Origin of the sequence: Pseudovibrio flavus, assembly GCF_009711345.1 — a bacterium.
GTDB lineage: Bacteria > Pseudomonadota > Alphaproteobacteria > Rhizobiales > Stappiaceae > Pseudovibrio > Pseudovibrio flavus.
In genome coordinates this window covers 425819-446683 of record NZ_SMMA01000066.1, presented here as the reverse complement: position 1 = coordinate 446683, position 20865 = coordinate 425819, and the positions used below count along the sequence as shown (strand labels likewise).

The following is a 20865-nucleotide window of genomic DNA, read 5'->3' as shown; positions in this document are numbered from 1 at the left end:
GATTAAACCTTCTCCACCTCAGGCTTGCCCAGCAGACCTTCAGGCATGAAGATCAGCACGATGGCGAGAATGGAAAACGCGGCAACGTCCTTGTACTCAACGGAGAAGTAGCCCGACCAGAAGGTCTCGATCAGACCGATCAAAAGACCGCCGAGCATTGCACCTGGAAGCGAGCCAATGCCGCCCAGAACAGCCGCGGTAAACGCCTTAACACCAGCAAGGAAGCCGATGAAGAAGTCGATCACGCCGTAGTAAAGCAGGAACATAAGACCAGCCACGGCCGCAAGCGCTGCACCCATAACGAAGGTTAGGGAGATCGTGCGATCAACGTTCACGCCAAGCAGAGCCGCCATCTTACGGTCCTGTTCGCAAGCACGCTGAGAGCGACCAAGGGACGTTTTGTTAATGAGGAAGGTAAAGCCAGCCATCAATGCGATCGTCGTAACAATAATGATGATCTGCATGTAGGAAAGCTGAACCACAAAGCCTGTTCCGTCCGGTCCGCCGTCTGTCAGCTGGAAACCGCCGGAAATCAAAGGCTGCAAAGGTTTGTTTCTTGCACCCTGCGAAATCTGAACAAAGTTCTGCAGGGTAATAGAGGCACCAATTGCGGTAATCAGCGGCGCTAGCCGGAATGACCCGCGAAGCGGCCTATAAGCAACACGCTCGACCGTCCACCCCCATACGGCGGTCAAAGCCATTGCCAGCACCAATACAAGAATTAGTGCGAAAATGAGCAAGAACACTGGTGTCGCAGCAGAAAGACCCAGAGTTACAATAAGAATAAGCGCAACAAAGGCACCCACCATAAAGATGTCGCCGTGCGCAAAGTTAATCATACCGATGATGCCGTAGACCATCGTGTACCCGATGGCGATCAGGCCATAAATCGACCCGAGCGTAACGCCATTTATGAGCTGTTGGAGAAAGTAGTCCATTTTCTTGTTCGTTCCCCGAATGGATCAGCGGCTAATGCCGTCTTGTCTAGAAACCCGATGTAGGTCACTAAGTGTTACTACTGACCAGAGCCATATAAGTAAATTACCAGAAAACAAATCTACTTATAAATGTGACTTTCGTTCACAAAAGGCACCTTCGGCGAAATAAAAATGCGCTAACTTAACGTATTCCGGCATTTATTTCACACGCACACACCCCAAAAGGTTAACTGGTAAAGCCGCAACCTTCCCTTGAGTACCTCTGAGATTTCAAATCACGAGAATCAGCCCTGCACTTTCTGTAATATATCACTAAGCGTTTATGCGTATCAAGACAGCTCGCCGGAATTATCGAGTTTTTAACGGGCGGCATTCTTTTGAGGGCTTTTGAAATAGGAAAAATCGTAGCTCGCCCCTACGGCATGACCAAAAAAGGTAGGCAGCGGAGCGCAGATTTTCCTAGAAGTTGGGGTAAGAAACGGCTAGGACATCCACTAAGAGCCTAAAAACGTAACCATTCTGCATTAGGCCATTCGGGCGGGTCGAAGAATGGAAAACGACAAACACGCTAAAGGTGTGCATGCAAAACGAAACCCATACGCCAATTGCTCCAGATCTGTTCCGTGAGGCTATGAGCCGTCTCGGGTCCAGCGTTCACATATTGGCATCAGATGGTGCTAGTGGCCGCACAGGGGCAACCGTATCCTCTGTTTGCTCTGTCAGTGACAACCCGCCAACTCTTCTCGTATGCTTGAACCGCGGCACAGCCGTTAACGGTCAGGTGAAAGAGAACGGGGTCTTCACAATCAACACTCTGGCGCATGATCACACTGATGCATCCAATGCCTTTGCAGGCGTGGGCCAGCTGCCGATGAATGAGCGCTTTGCGCTGGCCGATTGGGAGACCATCGAAACGGGCGCCCCTGCGCTTAAAGATGCGCGTGTAAGCTTCGACTGCAAGGTGACACAGATCACCGAGGTAGGCACCCATTCCGTGATTTTCGGTGAAGTGGTTGCAGTAAAGAGCAGCGAACAGAACAAAGCCCTCATCTACATGGACCGCAATTACCACGCCCTTTAAACAATCGTGCTGTGAGTGAAAGCCTGTCAAAGGGCTTTGCTTTCTTTGCCTTGGCGCTATGCTGCGGTAATAACCGCTGCAACTGACAACATGCGCTAGAGGGTATAAGGCATGGCAATCGTAGGGACTGGTCCTCGCAATCTCATTACTGACGTAGAGGGCCTGAAGGTCGGCAATGCGCACAATGAAGGCGTAAAGACGGGCACAACCGTTCTCTTGCCGGACGAGCCATGCTGCGCCTCTGTTGCCATTCATGGCGGCGCACCGGGAACCCGCGACGTATCCCTGCTAGAACCGGAACAAACCGTCTCGCAAATTGACGCGCTCTTCCTTTCCGGCGGCTCGGCGTTCGGCTTGGAAGCTGGCGCAGGCATTCAGTCAAAACTTGCTCAGATGGGGCGCGGCTTTGAAGTTGGCGCTGTTCGCGTTCCTATTGTTCCGGGCGCAATCCTCTTTGACCTCCTGAACGGCGGCAACAAAGCTTGGGGCGCAACAACACCCTACTACCAACTCGGTGTAGAGGCGCTTGAGGCAGTTGGGGATACCTTCCAGCTCGGCAGCATCGGAGCTGGCTTTGGCGCGACCACGGCGGACCTTAAAGGCGGTCTGGGCTCCACCTCCACAGTCCTTTCCAATGGCGTAACAGTAGGCGCTCTGGTTGCAGCAAATGCCCTTGGCCGTGCAACCGTAGGCACCTCGAAGAACTTCTGGGCAGCCCCGTTTGAGATGGACGCTGAGTTTGGCGGCTATGGCTTCCCGTCAACGATGCCGGAACAAGCCTTTGATGTTGTCACCAAGCTGCCACCAGCACCGGGTGAAGAAGCGGCAATCTCCAACACAACAATCGCCATCGTTGCGACAGATGCGATCCTGACGAAAGCAGAACTCAAACGCGTCGCTGTTGCCGCCCATGACGGCCTTTCCCGTGCCCTATGGCCTGCTCATACTCCGCTTGACGGTGATCTGGTATTTGCAGTCTCCACCGGTAAACGCGCACTGAAAAATCCGCTGCCGGATCTTCTTGAGATCTGCGCAGTTGCAGCCTCGTCCCTTTCCCGCGCAGTGGCGCGAGGGGTTTATCACGCAAACCCTACCCCTGCTGACCCGTTCCCTACGTGGCAACAAAAGTTCGTAGGCAAGTAACACAGGCAAAAAAGGCCGAAGCATCGCTCCGGCCTTTTCTATTGCAGTAAGAACTATGAGGCTTATTCAGCCGCTTCCTTCATCGGGAAGTCCGCAGGGCCACGGCTCAGCTTCTCCAGAAGGCCCTCACGTGTTGCTTCCGCTTCCTTAGCAAACTTCAGCTTCACAGGACCGTAGCCACGCACGTGATCCGGCACCTTAAGGAAGGCTTTGAGAAGCGCGGTATCAGCAGAGCCAACCATAGAAGCCGCCTTTGCGATATCCGCAAAGTACTGCTCACGCAGATCACGCTCCATACGGCGTTCTTCTGTCTTGCCGAAGATATCAAACGCCGAACCGCGAAGGCCTTTCATCGCAGCCATCACTTTGAAGGCGGTGAAGACCCAAGGACCAAACGCGATCTTCTTCGGACGACCGGTTTTCTGGTCCAGACCACGAGACATCAGTGGCGGAGCAAGCATGACAGTCAACCGAGATGGGTTCTCGAACTGTGCTTCGAGCTTCTGGCGGAAAGCCGGGTCGCTATAAAGGCGCGCAACCTCATACTCATCTTTGTAAGCCATGACCTTGTAGAGCATCTCTGCCGCTGTCTCGGTCAAATCATGCCCACCACCACCATGGCTTTCTTCACTGCGACGCAGCGCGTTGACCGCCTCCACGTAGCGCGATGCATAAGCCTTGTCCTGATAAGCCGTCAGCTCTTTTGCAAAGAAGTCGATCTTCTGATCGATATTCATTGCGCCAACAGCATCTTTGCGCGGCATCGCATCAAACACAGCCTGCGGATTGGCATAGAGCACACGGCCCGCTTTGAACGCCCGCTGGTTTGCTTCCACCGCTGCACCATTGAGAGCAATAGCCTGTTCAATCGCCTCAGCACTCATCGGCAGGGAACCGGACTGATAAGCAAGACCAACCAACATCATGTTAGTGAAGATGGAATCGCCAAAAAGCTTCTCTGCGATCTCTGCAAGGTTATGATTGCAAAGCTCAAGCGAACCACTCTTCAAGCTATTCACAATCCCGGCGTCATTTGCAGACTGGGTCTGGCGCATCACGAATTCGGCAGTCGGAGCCATCTTCGTGTTGATGAAGCTACGGGTACGGCTCTTATGCACGAGCGAGAGCTGCTCTGCCTTAGCACCAACCAGCATGTCGCTTGCCAGAAGAACATCCAGCTGTGCTACAGGAACACGCGGACCGTTGATCTGCTTGGAACCATCAGCAAAGCGAACATGAGATGTTACTGGGCCGCCCTTCTGGGCAAGACCTGTCATATCAAGGGTCGATGCTTTCAAGCCATCAACGTGTCCAGCCATCGCCAGCACAGCAGCAATGGTGGTAACGCCCATGCCGCCAACACCAGCAACGAGCAGGTTCACCGTCTCATCAAGAGAGGCAAGCGTAACAGCAGGAAGCCCCTTCACCAGCGTATCAAGGTCGAAGTCCACGGTCTTTGCTTTGCGCAGCTTGCTACCTTCAACATAGACGAAGGATGGGCAGAAGCCCTTCACACAAGAGAAGTCCTTGTTACAAGACGACTGGTTGATGATGCGCTTTTCACCAAATGGCGTCTGTAGCGGTTCAACCGAAAGACAGTTGGACTGAACAGAACAATCACCACAGCCTTCGCAAACACGGTCATTAATAAACAGACGCTTGTCGGGATCAGGATAAAGGCCGCGCTTACGGCGACGGCGTTTCTCGGAAGCGCAAGTCTGGTCATAAACGATAACGGATACGCCAACGAATTTCTGCAAGTCCTTCTGCACATCCATCAATGCATCGCGGTGCTGCACCGGCATGGAAAGCGGAAGATCGCGACGGCCTTCATAAAGCTCCGGCGTTTCAGAAAGCAGAACAATCTTGCCAACGCCCTCAGCCTGCAACTGCGCAAGAATCTGATCAACCGCCAGATTTCCGTCAATCGGCTGACCGCCGGTCATGGCTACAGCGTCGTTGTAAAGGATCTTGAAGGTAATCGGCACGTTCGCCGCAACAGCCTGACGAATAGACAAGATGCCAGAGTGGAAGTAGGTGCCATCGCCCATATTGGCAAAGACGTGCTTGTCTTTGGCAAATGGAGCCTGCCCGACCCACAAGGTGCCTTCGCCGCCCATAGCGACCTGACCATCTGTGGTACGCCCTGCAACTTCACTAAGCGCGTGACAGCCGATACCCGGCATAGCGCGAGAGCCCTCAGGCACCACCGTGGAGGTGCTGTGCGGACAACCAGAACAGAAGTAAGGAACACGCGATGCGCTCTCACCATGCCCCTGCGCCCACATCTGCTGGCGCATCATCTTCTGGGATACAGCGCGCATTTCATCGGTGATAAAATCAGCAGGCAAGAAAGCCAGAAGACCCTGAATGATCTCGTAGACAGTCAGTTCCAGAACGTCAGAGAGGAACGGCTCACCGCTTGGCGTCTTCTTGCCGTAAATAGCAGGACGCTGACCTTCTACCCATGAGTAGGCAACCTCTTTAATCTGCGGCTCGATGAATGCACGCTTGTGTTCAACCACAAGCATCTTTTCAAGACCACGCGCAAAGGCATGCAAACCAACAGGGTCTATTGGGTAGGAAAGACCGATCTTGTAAACGCCAAGGCCAATAGATTTTGCCTTTTCCTCGGTAATACCAAGCAAGCGCATCGCCTGACAAAGATCACGGTAGGCCTTGCCGGTTGCCGCCATACCAATACGCGGCTGTGTCGCGCCAAAGGCGATCTTGTCCAGTCCGTTGGCACGGGCATAAACCTGAACCGCCGGTAGGCGAATATCGCGCAGCAGACGCTCGGTCTCAAGGCGGTTGCCAAGCAGCAGAACGCGGTTCAACTCGGCATTCTTGCGCGGGTCTTTATCCTCCGGACGCACAAACGACAAACGGTCTGGGTCAACGGAAATAACAGCGGACGCATCCATCGTATCCGCAAGGCAGATAAGAGAACTCCACAAACCGCTGTAGCGCGACAATTCAAACCCGTGCAGACCAAAGTCCAGCACCTCTTGAATGTCGGATGGGTTCAGAACCGGCATTTCTGCGTGCTGGAAAAAGAATTCACTTTGCGCAGGAAGGACGGAAGATTTTGCCAGATGGTCATCACCGGCAAGTGCCACAACACCGCCGTTAGGGTCTGTTCCGCTGGCGTTGGCCTGCTTCAGCACATCGGCAGCACGGTCAACACCCGGCGCCTTGCCGTACCAGATACCGAAGACGCCATCAAAGCCCGAACCCTGTCCGTGCTGACGCACTTTCTGGGTGCCCCAAACAGCTGTCGCGCCCAGCTCTTCGTTTACGCCCGGTTGAAAATGAATATCGAGCGGATCCAGTATCCGCTTGTTTCTAGCCAGCTCACTATCGTAGCCCGCAATCGGCGATCCTCTGTAGCCAGAAACAAAACCGCCGGTATGCAAACCCGCAGCCTTATCCAGCCTCGCCCGATCCAGAGCAAGCCGCACCAATGCCTGAATTCCGGATATATAAACCCGACCAGATTCGGCTAGATACTTATCGTCCAGCGATACCGGTCTAAACATTTGGTTCATATAAAAACGCTCCTCTCCCTCAGCGTTCTCAATGGATTACCCTCAACCTCTAATCCATAAAAACACAGTTCTTATCTGGATTTAATAATGATCCTTTTTCAGAGTATTTTCTGTGCTATTATACCGACAAACACGTAGATAATTGAAAAATATTTCCCCTAGAGTGCCATGACCGAAATATCTCTTCTCGACGCATCTGACATTAGAGTTCTGAAAATTCTTCAACGAGACGCCTCACTTTCAATCGCTGATATAGCTAAAGAGGCGGGTATGAGTCAGACGCCCTGCTGGCGTCGGATCAAGAAACTCAAAGAAGCCGGCATCATCAAACAGGTTGCTGCTCAAGTCGATCGCGAAGCTGTTGGATTATCATTCCTAGCTTACGCCTTCGTGAAGCTAACCGTGCCGAGTCGCGAAAACATGGAAACCTTTGACAAGCTGGTAGACCGCTGGCCAGAGGTTGTAACATGCGAACGCATTACCGGTGCAGTAGATTACCTTATCAAGGTAGTCGCACGCGATATCAAGGCCTACGACGACTTTTTACGTCTGAAGCTTCTCGATAATTCGTTGGTATCAGACGTGCAGTCACGCATTGTTGTAAGCACCATCAAAGAAACCATAGCCTTGCCTCTTCGGGAGAGTTAATCTCCCGTTTCCGCAGGGACTTTTCCCTTCCCTGTACCCATTCAAGTTGTTAGGTCTAGTGCTGCAGTGAGCGGATTACCGTTTCATGCCTGAATAGTAATTGTAGGAAAGAAGGCAGAATGAGTGGTCCATATAAGCAGCTCTCAAAGGGGGCTAGTGGTGTAGGAAGAGCGCTTCTCAGCCCTATTCGAGTGGCTGGCCGCTACACCACCATAACCATTGCTTTCTCAGTGGTGATTGGCCTTGCTATTCCAGCGCTTCCGCCGTTGATACGCCCCTATCTACAACCGCTCATGTTCGCGCTTATGTTCCTCAACATGCTCCGCGTGGAACCGTCAGCGCTACAGGGATATTTCGAGCGTCCTCTCCTACCATTGGCGGCAAGCCTTTGGATGCTGCTTGTCATACCGGCAAGCGCAGCCGCGATCCTCGGGCTAATCGGCATTGAGAACTTTTCCGAAGGCACGCGAACCATCGTCTTGATGGTAACAGCCGCGCCGCCGGTTATGTCGGCCGTCGCGCTGCTGTTTTTCCTTGGCTTCAATGGCACTCTTGGCCTTGCCTTAACGCTGCTAACCACTATTGCAGCACCGTTCACTGCGCCGCTGCTCGCCGCCTATATCCTACCAGAAGCAGAAACCATCCAGCCGCTTGCTCTGGCAGCAAACTTGTTCCTGCTCCTTGCAGGCTCAACCATATTGGCACGCTTGGTGCGCCACAAAGCAGGTGCAAAGCGCATTGCAGAACACACCGAAACAATTAATGGCGTAAGCTGTGTGGCGTTCTTCTGTTTCACTGTTGCGGCAATGGATGGCCTAACAGCGACAACGCTTGCCCGCCCGATAGAAGTACTCGCCATGCTCGGCGTAACGTTTGCGGTCGCGCTTTCGCACATGGCAATCACATTTGCTGTCTTCAAAGTAACAGGACGCAATACCGCCTTCACTGTCGCTTTTAGTGCAGGCATGCGCAATCTTGGCCTTATGGTTGCCGCGATGGGTGGTATTATTCCCCCACTTGCATGGCTATTCTTCAGCGTAGCCCAGATACCGATAAACCTTTTACCGCTCCTCTTCACCCCGCTGGCTCGACGATGGAACAATACCAATAGCGCACAGCAGGATGTAGAGAACGCCTTGGAAAACAACCCCTAGCCACCCTCTTGGCACCGACCTGAAGGTGTGCTAGCGAGCCTTACAATTACTGAACGCATTCAGGGAAAGAAAATGGCCCAACCTCTTGTCATTGCACCTTCTATTCTGGCTTCCGACTTTTCCAAGCTGGGACAGGAAGTTTCCGACGTTGTAACCGCAGGTGCCGACTGGATCCATCTGGATGTCATGGATGGCCATTTCGTACCGAACATCACCTTCGGGCCGGATATTATTGCAGCGCTGCGTCCGCACACCGACAAGGTGTTCGACACACACCTGATGATCGAGCCATGTGACCCGTATCTTGAAGCCTTCGCAAAAGCAGGTTCTGACTACATCACGGTTCATGCCGAAGCGACCAAGCATCTGGACCGCAGCCTTCAGGCAATCCGTAACCTCGGTAAAAAGGCAGGCGTATCGCTTAACCCACACACGCCAGAGAATGTGCTGGAGTATGTGCTGGACCGCGTTGATCTCATTCTTTTGATGACCGTGAACCCGGGCTTTGGCGGCCAGAAGTTTATTGAAGCTGTGGTGGAGAAAACTCGCCGCGTGAGCAAGATGATTGGTGACCGTCCGATCCGTCTGGAGATCGATGGCGGCGTTACCCCGCAAACCGCTCCGCTCGTGACAGCAGCGGGTGCAGATACCCTCGTTGCAGGTTCTGCTGTCTTTAAAGGTGGCACGGTAGAAAGCTACCGCGCCAACATTGAAGCGATCCGCCAGTCAGTCGTGACCAGCGCTTAAAGTCCAAAAGCCTTTCCTCCCCTTAGCGCCAGTGCACTGAGGGGAGAAACTATCTCAGTAGAGACTTGATCCATCAGAGGAAGGTTCTTTAACGCCTGCAAGCACACTCGATGCTGCAGCGGAGCCTTCACGGATCATTCCCGCATCAGAACCGGATGTGATGAACTGGAAGCCCGCTTGCGCGCTGACCTTCACATGATCTGCATCCAGACCATAGATGCCTGCAAACTTGCCGAACTTTAGCGCTGTCTGTGCAATCTGCTTCTGCAGAGCCAACGACGCTTCGCTCGCCGGATCAACACGCTCGCCATTAGAGACGGAAATCGCCAGATCCGCCGGACCGACGAACACACCATCAATGCCTTCTACCGACAAGATTGCATCGAGATTATCGACCGCTTCCTGCGTTTCGATCATCGCAATAGCCAGCGTTTGCTCATTCGCCGCTTTGAAGTAATCCGGCATAGCCGTGTCATGCAGCATGGAAGCGCGCATCGCACCGTAGCTCCGCTCTCCCAACGGCGGATACTTGGTGAACTCGACAAACGCCTTTGCATCGGCTTCAGTATTGATCATTGGTGCAACGATGGCTTCCGCTCCAGCATCAAGGAACCAGCTCGCACGGGCGAAGTCTCCAACACAGATGCGAAGCACCGCATGAGCACCCTCACCAACAACAAGACCGATAGAATCACGCGCTTCGGCATGATCCATAAATCCGTGCTGCAAATCGACAAGAACAGAAGAATAGCCAGATTTGACCATAAGCTGACAGACGCTAGGCAATCCGAGAGCGGACCATGCACACAGCACTGACTCACCGCGCCGCAACTTGGCAGCAAGACCATTTTCTAAAGACATAAAACCTCCCGTGTAACGTGCTTCTTCGGCACGAGCACAATCAGACTAGCACCAAGTGCCACACGCAAGAGGGGAAAAAGCCGATCATGCACCGCAAAACAGCAAGGCTCATAAAACAACCTGCCGAAAACAAAAAAGCCGGCCCAATGGACCGACTTTGAAGCATCTATAAAGCGTGCAATTACGCTTTTTCGGAGAGTTCCAGCTCAGCCTTCGCAAGAAGCTGATCCATAGTACGGCGAATCTGGTGCTCGGACTGTTCTACTCCCTTGGCTGCAAATGCCTCCGAAACCAGCGTGAAGACTTCTTCGTGGCCCGGACGTTCCAGATCAGCCTGCACAAGTTTCACAGCAAATGCAGTAGCTTCCTCTCCAGAAAGCCCCATCTTCTCGGCAGCCCAAAGCCCCAATAGCTTGTTCCGCCGTGCCTCGGCCTTAAAGCGTTGTTCTTGCCCCGCTGAAAAACCGCCTTCAAAACTTTCTTCACGTCGATCAAATGTTGTCATCAGTAAAAATTCCAAATCATTTGCGTTGGTGATTCCGGAAACCGCTAGAGTTTCTAATAGGTTTATTCTTAGGCAACTTGGGAGGGTACGTCAAAGGTCTAACGCAAAAAAGGCGAATATCTAACCTGAACAACGACAAGGAAAATTACTCGTTTGTGCTTTTGGTAAAAGTCGGGTAAGTTCCGCGCCGCAATGCAGGAAGCAGAAATGGTTCCGGCTCTCGGATCGATTTACCTTCTATCATCTGTTTTCTGATGACTGCAGTTGCCATGACGGCTGCAGAGGTCGATCCATTCAAGGATTCAAATAGGGACATAGGTGCCATGAACCGTCGCCGCCGCATTTACGAAGGCAAGGCTAAAATCCTTTACGAAGGACCAGAGCCAGGTACGCTCGTTCAGCATTTCAAAGACGATGCCACAGCGTTCAACAATCAGAAGCATGAAGTTGTCGACGGCAAGGGTGTTCTGAACAACCGGATCTCCGAGTACATCTTCAATCAGTTGAACACTCTGGGTATCCCGACGCACTTCATCCGCCGCCTGAACATGCGCGAACAGTTGATCCACGAAGTAGAAATCATTCCGCTTGAAGTGGTTGTTCGCAACGTTGCAGCTGGCTCTTTGTGCAAGCGTCTTGGTGTTGAAGAAGGAACTCAGCTCCCACGTTCCATCATCGAGTTCTACTACAAGAACGATGAACTGGGCGATCCGCTGGTTTCTGAAGAGCACATCACCGCTTTCGGTTGGGCAACGCCTGCTGAGCTCGATGATATGATGGCCCTTGCCATTCGTATCAACGACTTCCTGTCCGGTCTGTTCCTTGGTGTTGGCATCCGCCTCGTCGATTTCAAAATCGAAATGGGCCGCCACATCGATGGTGACATGATGCGCGTTATTCTGGCTGACGAAATCTCTCCAGATAGCTGCCGCTTGTGGGACTCCCAGACCAACGACAAGATGGATAAAGACCGTTTCCGCCAGAACCTTGGCGGTATGGTTGAGGCCTACCGCGAAGTTGCGCGCCGCCTTGGCATCCGTATCGACACCGACCGTCCCGCCGCTACTGGTCCGGTTCTGGTAAAGTAACTTGAATGTCGGGCTAAGGCCCACTCCAACCACAGTTGGACATCAGGTTTAAAAGGCGGCAAAAAGGCCGCCTTTTTTGTTTTTTCCCTCTTTAAAGCAGACGCTTGGCAGGGTATGAAACCCGGAAAATCCAAGCCTCCTGCAAAGTCAGGAAGAAACGCAAGACATCTAACGTTGCGCAACTCTTAAAGGACCGGAAGACCATGAAGGCACGCGTCACAGTAACTCTTAAAAACGGCGTACTTGACCCTCAGGGCAAAGCAATCGAGGGCTCTTTGGGCGCACTCGGTTTCGAGGGCATTGCAGGTGTACGTCAGGGCAAGGTTTTTGACCTTGAACTGTCTGATCGCGACGCAGAGGCAGCAAAAGCCGACATCGAAGCAATGTGCGAGAAGCTTCTCGCAAACACTGTTATCGAGAACTACGCCATCGAGATCCTCTAAGGAGTGAAGCAATGAAGGATGACGACAGCAGCAAAATCATTCGGTTTATGGCCATCAAGGCCGCTGTATTCATCCTGTTGCCAGCCGCCCTTTCGGCTCTGGCAGTCATTCTTCTCCTTTGATCCAACAATTCCTGAAAGATGAAGAGCATGAAATCTGCTGTTATCCTCTTTCCCGGTTCCAACCGTGACCGCGACATGATCAAAGCGCTGGAAATGATTTCCGGCAAACCTGTTGCAACCGTTTGGCATACCGAGACCTCCCTTCCTGACGTAGATCTCATCGTTCTGCCAGGTGGCTTCTCCTACGGCGACTACCTGCGCTCCGGCGCAATTGCTGCCCGCTCCCCTATCATGGGTGCAGTGAAGGAAGCAGCCGCTCAAGGCCGCCACGTGATGGGTGTATGTAACGGTTTCCAGATGCTCACAGAAGCAGGTCTTCTGCCGGGCGCCTTGATGCGTAACGCGTCCTTGCACTTCGTTTGTAAGGAAGTGAAGCTGCTCACCGCTAATACCAACACCGCCTTTACCCGTTCCATGGAAAAAGGTGCTGTATGGCGTTGCCCTGTAGCGCACCACGACGGCAACTACTTTGCAGATGCTGAAACCCTCAAGAAGATCGAGGACAACGGTCAGGTTGCATTCCGCTATGCAGAAGGCACCAACCCGAACGGCTCTATCAATGACATTGCAGGCGTTACAAACGAAGCTGGCAACGTTCTTGGTATGATGCCGCATCCGGAAAACCTTGTCGAAGACCTTCATGGCGGCCTTCAGGGTCGTGCGCTTTTCGAAAGTGCATTCGCCAACATCTAAGGCTGATCTTCAGCCAACATGCTATCAAAAAAGCCCGGCTTGTTCTGCAAGCCGGGCTTTTTCATTAAATGGTTCAGTGCGTTCATATGAACTGGAGAACGATACCGCTTGCACCGAGCAATAGAACAATCACCCACGGCGGCATTTTCCATTTCACCAGCAGAACAAAGCCAGCCAACGCGACGGCCAAATCAAGTTTGTCGAGCACCGCACTTGTAAACACCGGCGAGTAAAGCGCAGCACCCAGAATACCAACAACAGCGGCATTGGCACCGCGCATTATCGCCCGTGCTTCCACGCGAGAGCCAAGGGTATTCCAAAATGGCAGAGCACCGATCAGCAGCAGGAACCCCGGCAGGAAAATACCAGCGCTTGCAATAAGCGCGTAAAACAGTCCCTCAACTCCCGGAGCCATGGAGGCACCGAGAAAACTTGCGAAAGTGAAGAGCGGACCGGGAACAGCCTGCGCCGCGCCGTAACCTGCAAGGAACGTCGCCTCATTAACCCAGCCAGAGCCGACAACTTCCGCTTCAAGCAATGGCAACACAACGTGGCCGCCGCCAAACACCAGCGCACCAGAGCGGAAGAAGCTATCAAACACGGAAAGGCCAAAGCCTTTAGCGATCAGCGGTAAACCAAACAGTAGCAAGGCAAACAAAACAAGGCAGAGGACCGCAAACGGAACAGTTACGGGAAACACCATGTGCTTTTGCCCTGCATCACCGTCCTGACGACAAAAGATCAGGCCAAGCACAGCGCCAAGCAGGATCGCGAGGATCTGACCCGTCGCGGCAGTCGCGATGCTAACAACGGCAAGAGCACCGATGGCGATGGCGGCTCGCGGCTTATCGGGACACAAGTTCTGTGCCATTCCCCAGACCGCTTGCGCAACAACCGCAACAGCAACCAGTTTCAAACCGTGAATCAGACCGATACCAATCGGACCATCAAACGCACTGGCGCTGTAAGCAAAAGCTATGAGAAGCAAAACCGATGGCAGCGTGAAACCGACAAACGCAGCAAGCGCTCCTAAAGGACCAGCACGCAGCAAACCAAGCGCGAAGCCTACCTGAGAGCTAGCAGGCCCCGGCAAGAACTGACAAAGCGCTACAAGATCTGCGTAACGCGCTTCACTCAGCCATTTGCGGCGTGTAACCAGCTCATCATGAAAGTAGCCAAGGTGTGCAATCGGGCCGCCAAACGATGTTACCCCTAACTTTGAAAACACCTTAAGGACTTCGCCCGCGGAACCCTTTTGGACGGCTTCCTCCACGTTTTTATCCATGAAACCCTACCTCTTTTTATCGTTAGGCCGTTCACAGGGCCGAGCAAACAACCCTTTGGAGCGAAGCAATGCCAAGGCTGTATTACAAAATTATGACAACTACTTATCGGTAGCAGCCAGAACCATTCTTGGCGAGACATCAAACTGCCTGCGAAACGCACGCGATAGAGCTGTAGGAGAAGAAAAACCCACTTTGCTCGCCACAGCTTTTAACGGAACACCGCTTTCAAGCTCCATTTTGGCAATTGCAAGACGCCAGCGCGTTAAATACGCCCCCGGCGTTGTTCCAAGCACCTCGCGAAATTTGGTCGTAAACTGCGTGCGAGACATGCCACATGCATCCGCAAGAGCTTCCAAGCTCCAGTGACGCTCTGGAGATTCATGCATCTTTACAAGGGCATGCGCGAGACGCGGATGCCCAAGACCCGCAACCAAACCAAACTGGGATGCGCCCGTTTCTATGGTGTGGCGTAACAAACGGATAAATACCACCTCACACAAGCGATCGAACACTGCACGGCGACCGCAGCGGGGGCGTGTCACCTCTTCCACCAGCAGTTCGGCAACGCTTGAAAGGTTGGGAGCAGTTTGCAGATCAACTTCGACAATTTCAGGCAGCGCGGTCTCGATGAGCCCACCTCCACCGATCTCGATTCGGGCTGCGACCAGAGGACGGGCACCCTGCGCGGGCCACCCCCGCGCCCCCTGCCCGCTGCCCTCGTCAGCACGGGGAAGATAGAGCAACTTTCGCGGACCATCTTCCATTGCCTCAAAAATGAAGAAATTCCCTGCGTTACTTTCTGGATCAGAAAGAATGTGCGCATGGATTCTGAATTTCTCGATCAAGGCGGACAGTCGATCAAGGCGTTCTGGAGCCGGCATTTTGTACTCTGAGTCAGTTTTATAGAACAAAATAAATCTCAGAGTTCTGTACCATGAGTCTTGATTTAACACCACACACTCTGTGAAGGAGGTTTCAAATGCTCATTCCACGTCAAACTGTGCCATCCCTAAAAGTCGATCTCGTCGGCGGCGGCACTTTCGATCTCTCTCAGGAAAAGCCGGGCTTTGCGACGGTCATTTCGTTCTATCGCGGCTTGCACTGCCCGATCTGCGCGACTTACATGCGCGAGATGGAGCAGATGGCAGATGAATACGCCCAGCGCGGCGTCAATCTGGTTTCCATCTCCTCTGACAATGAAGAGCGCGCAACAAAGATGGCTGAGAAAACCCACGCCAGCAAAATTCGCGTCGGATATGGCCTGTCCTTGGAAAAGGCCAAGGAATGGGGCCTCTACATTTCTGCAGGTCGCGGTAAGACCTCCATCGGCATTGAAGAGCCTGAGCTTTTCTCCGAGCCGGGTCTCTTCTTCGTTCGCCCTGATGGAACGCTCTACTTCGGCTCCGTGCAGACCATGCCGTTCGCCCGCCCTGACTTCAAAACCCTGCTCGGTGCGCTCGATTTCTGCATCAAGAACGATTATCCGGCACGCGGCGAATATACTGGCCCAGTCGCCTAACCGTGACAGGCTGCTGAAAAAACAACAGATTTCATAGTGAAACGGGCTCCTTCTAGGGGCCCGTTTTGCTGTCACCGGTGAGATTTATCCCCGCCAGCGAAAACAACACTAACCTAAGTGTATCGCTAAAGCGGGGGGACATCATGCGTGCCATCAACGAGATAATCTTGCACTGTACCGCCACCGTTGAAGGCCAAGACGTATCTGTCGAGACAATCGACCGTTGGCACCGCGAGCGAAAATTCTCCAGTATCGGCTATCATTTCGTCATAGGGTTGGATGGAACGGTTCATGAAGGGCGACCGCTTGAGCGCATTGGTGCCCACACCAAAGGCCACAACGAGCACTCAATCGGTATTGCCTACGTTGGCGGTCTGGACGCTGATCGCAACCCCAAAGACACTCGAACGGATGCGCAGAAAACAGCACTGACCAAGCTGATCCAGCACCTTGATGAACAGTACCCCGTCAAGAAAGTCAGCGGGCACAATGCATACTCGGCGAAAGCCTGCCCCTGCTTCGATGCAAGTATCTATAACTCACTCCTGAAGAACCCTTCCGGTAGCAGCCTTACGATCGCTGATAGCACTCTATCCCGCCACGATGAGGGATGCACAGTCGAGGCATGGCAAAAACAACTGCGCAAAGCTGGCTTTGATCTCAACATCACAGGCTTCTTTGACGAAGTAACGGAGCAAGCCACGCGCCTCTTTCAGTCGCAGCAGGATATAGTTGAAGACGGAGAAGTCGGTCCGCAGACCCACGCTGTGATGGAAGCGCAGCTCCCCAGCCACGATGAGGCCCAGACATTCGCTAAAGATGCGTTGTTCGTTGAAAAGGCCGCCCTCTATCTTCCTCGCCTCATGAAAGACCTCCTCATCGGGCGCGATGGCGCTGCCGCCATCCTCGGCAATCTAGGACATGAAAGCGCGGGCTTTCGCCACCTCCAGCAAATCAACGGTAGCGCTTACGGCTGGGCGCAGTGGGATGGGACGCGGAAAACCAACTTCTTCAAGTGGTGCGACACATATAGTCTCGACAAAGCATCGGACGAGGCCAACTACGGCTTCCTACTCCACGAATTGAGAACAAGCGAAAAAGCGACCCTTGCAGACTTAGCGGCAGCAAGAGGACTGGAAGCGAAAACCATCGCGTTTGAGCAGAGCTATGAGCGTGCTGGCATTAAACATTACGACAGCCGCATTCGCTACGCGCGCCTAGCAGCCCAACACGGTGTGCTTACCCTTACTGGCGAGCCCAAATCCTCGGTTCGCGCTATTAACACCCTCTCGCAGCTTCAATTCGCGCTAAACTTCCTCGGCGCGAATGCGGGCCCTACCGACAACATCATGGGGCCCAAAACCTCGGCTGCTATTTCCCGTTTTCAATCCCACACCCAGCTTCCCGAGAACGGTAGCGTGAGCCCGGAACTGGTAGCTGCTGTGCAAGCTGTATTCATCGCATTCGACGGATTGCTCCAAGGACCCCATCAATGACCCAAGAGACCACCCCGCACGGCAAATCAACAGAAGCTGCTGACCTTCTCAAGCTCTCGTTCCTGCTTCTTGCGCTTATCATTGCGCTTGTGATGCTGCTTATTATCGCCGTGCCGCTGCTTGCTGCCAGTGTCGCAACTTCCAAGGATATTCTCCTGCAATTAGCTGGGGCTGCTCTTGGCTTTCTAACGGGTCTGGGTGGGCTTTTCGCTCGCAATATCAGCTCGGCCTTTGATTTTTGGTGGGGGTCTTCGGCTGGCTCCAAGCAGAAGGACGCAAACCTGCAGGAAGCGCTGAGTGGGCAGACGGATAAAACTGCAGATCAGCTCAATAAGTTCAGAAGCGCACTTTCGAAAAAGGCATCTTGATCTGGATCCCGCATCAGGCGCGGGATGACTGCGAATGACCTCCGCACCGCCTGTCGCGTACCAACCCCAAGCCCCCAACCGTCATACCGGACAAGCGTAGCGTGATCCGGTATCCAGAAAGCCCAAACACCAAAGAAGCGCAGCGCCTTTGGGCAACCAATATTAGCAGCATCAAACTTGATCCCGCATCAGGTGCGGGATGACTGCGAATGACCTCCGCACCGTCTGTCGCGTACTAAGCGCGGGATGGCGGCCTTCTCGCACTCCCTGCCCCGGATCAGATGATGCGCGCTTCCTCGCCCCAACCGTCATACCGGACAAACGCAGTGCGATCCGGTATCCAGCAAAAGCTCAGCTCGACAACAAACGATCCGGTATCCAACAGATGCACCGCCAGTACCCCACCCGATAACCAGAACTGGCAACCATCCAGCATGAACTTTGGTATGACCCACCATTCACACTGCGGTTTTACAGAGCGAAAAGGCATCACCTTGCGATAAATTTATGCAGACTTTGCCTTGTTTTTCGCCATTCCATGCCAGCAGTTCAAAAGACCTCCACATTTTCAATATTTTAACCCTCCCACCGCCGAAAAGAGACGAGTTTAGCCGCCTTACCATTTCCATTTGTGCTCGTTTCTGCTAAGCAGCCCCTGTAATTCGGCCTGGCGTCTCACGCCTAAAAAATCTCAGATTGTGATGATTCAAAATAACATCGAAATCACCCCCGATCTTATCGCCGCACATGGACTGAAAGAGGACGAGTATCAGCGCATTCTCGACCTTATCGGACGCGAGCCAACCTTTACCGAGCTTGGCATCTTCTCCGCCATGTGGAACGAACACTGCTCCTACAAATCCTCCAAGAAATGGCTCAAAACGCTGCCGACCAAAGGTCCGCGCGTTATTCAGGGTCCGGGGGAAAACGCGGGCGTTGTAGACATTGATGACGGTCAGGCTGTTGTCTTCAAGATGGAAAGCCATAACCATCCATCCTACATCGAACCGTATCAGGGCGCTGCCACAGGTGTTGGCGGCATTCTGCGTGACGTGTTCACCATGGGTGCCCGCCCGGTAGCTGCCATGAACGCCCTGCGTTTTGGTGAGCCAGACCACCCGCGCACCCGTCACCTTGTTTCTGGCGTTGTTTCCGGCGTAGGCGGATACGGCAACTCCTTCGGCGTTCCAACTGTTGGCGGCGAAGTCGAGTTCCACAAAAGCTACAACGGCAACTGCCTTGTAAACGCCTTTGCAGCTGGCCTTGCCGACGCTGACAAAATCTTCCTTTCCGAAGCGAAGGGCGTTGGCCTACCGGTTGTTTACCTTGGCGCAAAAACCGGCCGCGACGGCGTTGGTGGTGCGACCATGGCATCTGCCGAGTTCGACGACACCATCGAAGAAAAGCGTCCTACCGTTCAGGTTGGTGACCCGTTCACCGAAAAATGCCTGCTGGAAGCCTGCCTTGAACTGATGAAAACCGGTGCGGTTATCGCAATTCAGGACATGGGCGCAGCTGGCCTGACCTGCTCTGCAGTTGAAATGGGCGCAAAAGGTAACCTTGGTATCGATCTTGATCTCGACAAGGTGCCAGCTCGTGAAGAAAACATGAGCGCCTACGAAATGATGCTCTCTGAATCCCAAGAGCGCATGCTCATGGTTCTGGAGCCATCCAAAGAAGACGTTGCAGAAGCAATCTTCAAGAAGTGGGGTCTGGACTTCGCAATTTGCGGCGTAACCACCGACACCCTCCGCTTCGTTGTCAAACATCACGGTGAAGTGATGGCTGACCTGCCTATCAAGGAACTGGGTGATCTCGCCCCAGAATACGACCGTCCTTGGGTACAGTGGCAGGAGCCGGAAGCAATTCCAGCTGCCAAAATCGAAGCGCCTGCTGACTATGCAGCTGCCCTGCTGACCCTCGTTGGCAGCGCAAACGGCTGTTCCCGTCGCTGGGTATACGAGCAGTACGACACCCTCATTCAGGGTAACTCTGCTGCAACTCCGGGCGGCGATGCTGGTGTTATCCGCGTTGAAGGCACCCAGAAAGGTCTGGCGTTCACCGTCGACGTGAACCCACGCTACTGCTATGCGAACCCGTTTGAAGGCGGCAAGCAGGCAGTTGCGGAAACCTACCGTAACCTTTCCGCTGTTGGCGCTCTGCCACTTGCAACAACCGACAACCTGAACTTCGGCAATCCTGAAAAGCCAGAGATCATGGGTCAGTTCGTTGGCTGCATCAAGGGTATCGGCGAAGCATGTGAAGTGCTTGAAACACCAATCGTTTCCGGTAACGTTTCCCTTTACAACGAAACACATGGCGAAGGCATTCTGCCAACTCCGGCTATCGGCGCAGTTGGCCTGCTCAACGACGTAACCAAACGCGTTGGCAGTGCATTTGTTGGCGAAGGCGAAGTGATCGTTGTTCTGGGTGGCGAAGGTACCCACCTTGGCGCAACTCAGTACATGGCAGAGGTTCTCGGCCGTGAAGAAGGCGCACCGCCGCCTGTCGATCTGGAGCAGGAAAAGCGTAACGGCACCTTCGTACGTGAAGCGATCCGCGTTGGCCGCATCACCGCAGCCCACGACATTTCCGGCGGCGGTCTGGCAGTTGCTCTGGCTGAAATGGCTATCAGCTCTCAGATGGGTGCAAACGTTAAGGTTTCTGGCGAAAACATCCACGCACAGATGTTTGGTGAAGACCAGGGCCGTTACGTCGTAACCGTAAAGCCACAGGAAGTTGCTACCTTTATTGAAGATGCCATTGACGAAGGCATCAACCTCATTGAACTTGGTAGCACAGGCGGTTCGCAATTGATCTTTGAAGGGCTTGTAACCATATCAGTGGAAGACTTGTCTAAAGCCCATTCGAAATGGTTCCCTGAATACATGGCGAATAGCTGATAGAATTGGCTTAAACCAAGTTGGCTCCCGGCCCGGTCGCCGGGAGCTGAAAATGAATAAAAGGAGACCGCACATGGCGATGGACGCAGGTGAAATCCAGTCCTTGATCAAGGAAGCCCTGCCAGATGCGCATGTAGAAATCCGCGATCTTGCTGGTGATGGTGATCACTATGCGGCTGTGGTGATCTCTGAAGCATTTAAGGGCAAGTCCCGCGTACAGCAGCATCAGATGGTCTATCAGGCCCTCAAAGGATGCATGGGCGGGGAACTGCACGCACTGGCGCTGCAGACCTCTGCACCTGAGTGAGACCATAGTTACCGG

Annotated in this window: 21 protein-coding genes; 14 read left to right on the top strand and 7 right to left on the bottom strand. The window is 53.4% G+C overall.

The genetic code is table 11. The annotated features are described in order from the left end of the window. Window positions 1-2: 2 nt before the first annotated feature. Window positions 3-938: an ABC transporter permease subunit gene (locus E1162_RS18960; RefSeq protein WP_155134831.1), complete on the bottom strand. Its 936-nt coding sequence runs from the start codon at window positions 936-938 to the stop codon at window positions 3-5. A gap of 580 nt (window positions 939-1518) precedes the next feature. Here E1162_RS18960 and E1162_RS18955 point away from each other — a divergent pair. After that, complete coding sequence (locus E1162_RS18955; RefSeq protein ID WP_257099120.1) at window positions 1519-2019, top strand: flavin reductase; 501 nt, start codon at window positions 1519-1521, stop codon at window positions 2017-2019. A 111-nt stretch (window positions 2020-2130) separates the two neighbouring features. Beyond that, on the top strand, window positions 2131-3162 hold the full coding sequence (locus E1162_RS18950) for a P1 family peptidase (RefSeq protein ID WP_155134828.1): 1032 nt from the start codon (window positions 2131-2133) through the stop codon (window positions 3160-3162). Between the two features lie 62 nt (window positions 3163-3224). On the opposite strand, the gene E1162_RS18945 is transcribed toward E1162_RS18950, so the two are convergent. Next, window positions 3225-6710 carry an indolepyruvate ferredoxin oxidoreductase family protein gene (locus E1162_RS18945; RefSeq protein WP_155134825.1) on the bottom strand — a complete coding sequence of 1162 codons (3486 nt, stop codon included), beginning with the start codon at window positions 6708-6710 and terminating at the stop codon, window positions 3225-3227. A 168-nt stretch (window positions 6711-6878) separates the two neighbouring features. Here E1162_RS18945 and E1162_RS18940 point away from each other — a divergent pair, with 168 nt between their 5' ends. The 3 genes from E1162_RS18940 (at window position 6879) to rpe (ending at window position 9259) form a co-directional block, all read left to right on the top strand. Further along, a complete protein-coding gene (locus tag E1162_RS18940; RefSeq protein WP_155134822.1) occupies window positions 6879-7358 on the top strand; it encodes an Lrp/AsnC family transcriptional regulator in 480 nt (159 codons plus the stop codon). A gap of 119 nt (window positions 7359-7477) precedes the next feature. After that, on the top strand, window positions 7478-8512 hold the full coding sequence (locus E1162_RS18935; protein ID WP_155134819.1) for a symporter: 1035 nt from the start codon (window positions 7478-7480) through the stop codon (window positions 8510-8512). Between the two features lie 72 nt (window positions 8513-8584). After that, window positions 8585-9259 (top strand): ribulose-phosphate 3-epimerase, encoded by a 675-nt coding sequence (rpe, locus tag E1162_RS18930; RefSeq protein WP_155134816.1) that lies wholly within the window; start codon window positions 8585-8587, stop codon window positions 9257-9259. A 54-nt stretch (window positions 9260-9313) separates the two neighbouring features. Here rpe and E1162_RS18925 read toward each other — a convergent pair whose 3' ends face one another. Together E1162_RS18925 and E1162_RS18920 are read right to left on the bottom strand one after the other, a co-directional pair. After that, entirely contained in the window at window positions 9314-10120 is an 807-nt protein-coding gene (locus E1162_RS18925; RefSeq protein ID WP_155134813.1) for an HpcH/HpaI aldolase family protein, read from the bottom strand. Between the two features lie 181 nt (window positions 10121-10301). Continuing rightward, window positions 10302-10625: a DUF1476 domain-containing protein gene (locus E1162_RS18920; RefSeq protein ID WP_155134810.1), complete on the bottom strand. Its 324-nt coding sequence runs from the start codon at window positions 10623-10625 to the stop codon at window positions 10302-10304. A gap of 323 nt (window positions 10626-10948) precedes the next feature. Between E1162_RS18920 and purC the strand changes: the two genes are divergently transcribed. The 4 genes from purC to purQ all read left to right on the top strand — a co-directional run bounded on the left by purC (window position 10949) and on the right by purQ (window position 12971). After that, window positions 10949-11713, top strand: a complete 765-nt coding sequence (gene purC / locus E1162_RS18915; protein WP_155135157.1) for a phosphoribosylaminoimidazolesuccinocarboxamide synthase — start codon at window positions 10949-10951, stop codon at window positions 11711-11713. Window positions 11714-11916: 203 nt separating this feature from the next. Further along, window positions 11917-12156: a phosphoribosylformylglycinamidine synthase subunit PurS gene (gene purS / locus E1162_RS18910; RefSeq protein WP_155134807.1), complete on the top strand. Its 240-nt coding sequence runs from the start codon at window positions 11917-11919 to the stop codon at window positions 12154-12156. An 11-nt stretch (window positions 12157-12167) separates the two neighbouring features. Beyond that, a complete protein-coding gene (locus E1162_RS19660; RefSeq protein ID WP_257099119.1) occupies window positions 12168-12278 on the top strand; it encodes a phosphoribosylformylglycinamidine synthase-associated small membrane protein in 111 nt (36 codons plus the stop codon). A 27-nt stretch (window positions 12279-12305) separates the two neighbouring features. Continuing rightward, window positions 12306-12971 carry a phosphoribosylformylglycinamidine synthase subunit PurQ gene (gene purQ, locus E1162_RS18905; protein ID WP_155134804.1) on the top strand — a complete coding sequence of 222 codons (666 nt, stop codon included), beginning with the start codon at window positions 12306-12308 and terminating at the stop codon, window positions 12969-12971. 82 nt (window positions 12972-13053) lie between these two features. On the opposite strand, the gene chrA is transcribed toward purQ, so the two are convergent. Together chrA and E1162_RS18895 are read right to left on the bottom strand one after the other, a co-directional pair. Next, on the bottom strand, window positions 13054-14256 hold the full coding sequence (gene chrA, locus E1162_RS18900; protein WP_155134801.1) for a chromate efflux transporter: 1203 nt from the start codon (window positions 14254-14256) through the stop codon (window positions 13054-13056). Window positions 14257-14355: 99 nt separating this feature from the next. Beyond that, entirely contained in the window at window positions 14356-15138 is a 783-nt protein-coding gene (locus tag E1162_RS18895; RefSeq protein ID WP_155134798.1) for a helix-turn-helix transcriptional regulator, read from the bottom strand. 98 nt (window positions 15139-15236) lie between these two features. Here E1162_RS18895 and E1162_RS18890 point away from each other — a divergent pair, with 98 nt between their 5' ends. The 3 genes from E1162_RS18890 to E1162_RS18880 all read left to right on the top strand — a co-directional run bounded on the left by E1162_RS18890 (window position 15237) and on the right by E1162_RS18880 (window position 17640). Beyond that, on the top strand, window positions 15237-15776 hold the full coding sequence (locus tag E1162_RS18890; RefSeq protein WP_155134795.1) for a peroxiredoxin-like family protein: 540 nt from the start codon (window positions 15237-15239) through the stop codon (window positions 15774-15776). Between the two features lie 143 nt (window positions 15777-15919). Further along, the gene (locus E1162_RS18885; protein WP_155134792.1) at window positions 15920-17272 is read left to right on the top strand and encodes a phage tail tip lysozyme; all 1353 of its coding nucleotides are present in this window, start codon (window positions 15920-15922) and stop codon (window positions 17270-17272) included. Beyond that, complete coding sequence (locus E1162_RS18880; protein WP_155134789.1) at window positions 17269-17640, top strand: hypothetical protein; 372 nt, start codon at window positions 17269-17271, stop codon at window positions 17638-17640. The genes E1162_RS18885 and E1162_RS18880 overlap by 4 nt, the downstream gene beginning before the upstream one ends. 277 nt (window positions 17641-17917) lie before the next feature. Here the strand turns inward: E1162_RS18880 and E1162_RS18875 are convergent, their stop codons facing one another. Next, window positions 17918-18130, bottom strand: coding sequence for a hypothetical protein (locus E1162_RS18875; protein WP_155134786.1), 213 nt, complete (start codon window positions 18128-18130; stop codon window positions 17918-17920). Window positions 18131-18341: 211 nt separating this feature from the next. Here E1162_RS18875 and purL point away from each other — a divergent pair, with 211 nt between their 5' ends. Continuing rightward, on the top strand, window positions 18342-20543 hold the full coding sequence (purL, locus tag E1162_RS18870; protein WP_155134783.1) for a phosphoribosylformylglycinamidine synthase subunit PurL: 2202 nt from the start codon (window positions 18342-18344) through the stop codon (window positions 20541-20543). A 73-nt stretch (window positions 20544-20616) separates the two neighbouring features. Next, entirely contained in the window at window positions 20617-20850 is a 234-nt protein-coding gene (locus E1162_RS18865) for a BolA family protein (RefSeq protein ID WP_155135154.1), read from the top strand. The last annotated feature ends 15 nt before the right edge of the window (window positions 20851-20865 follow it).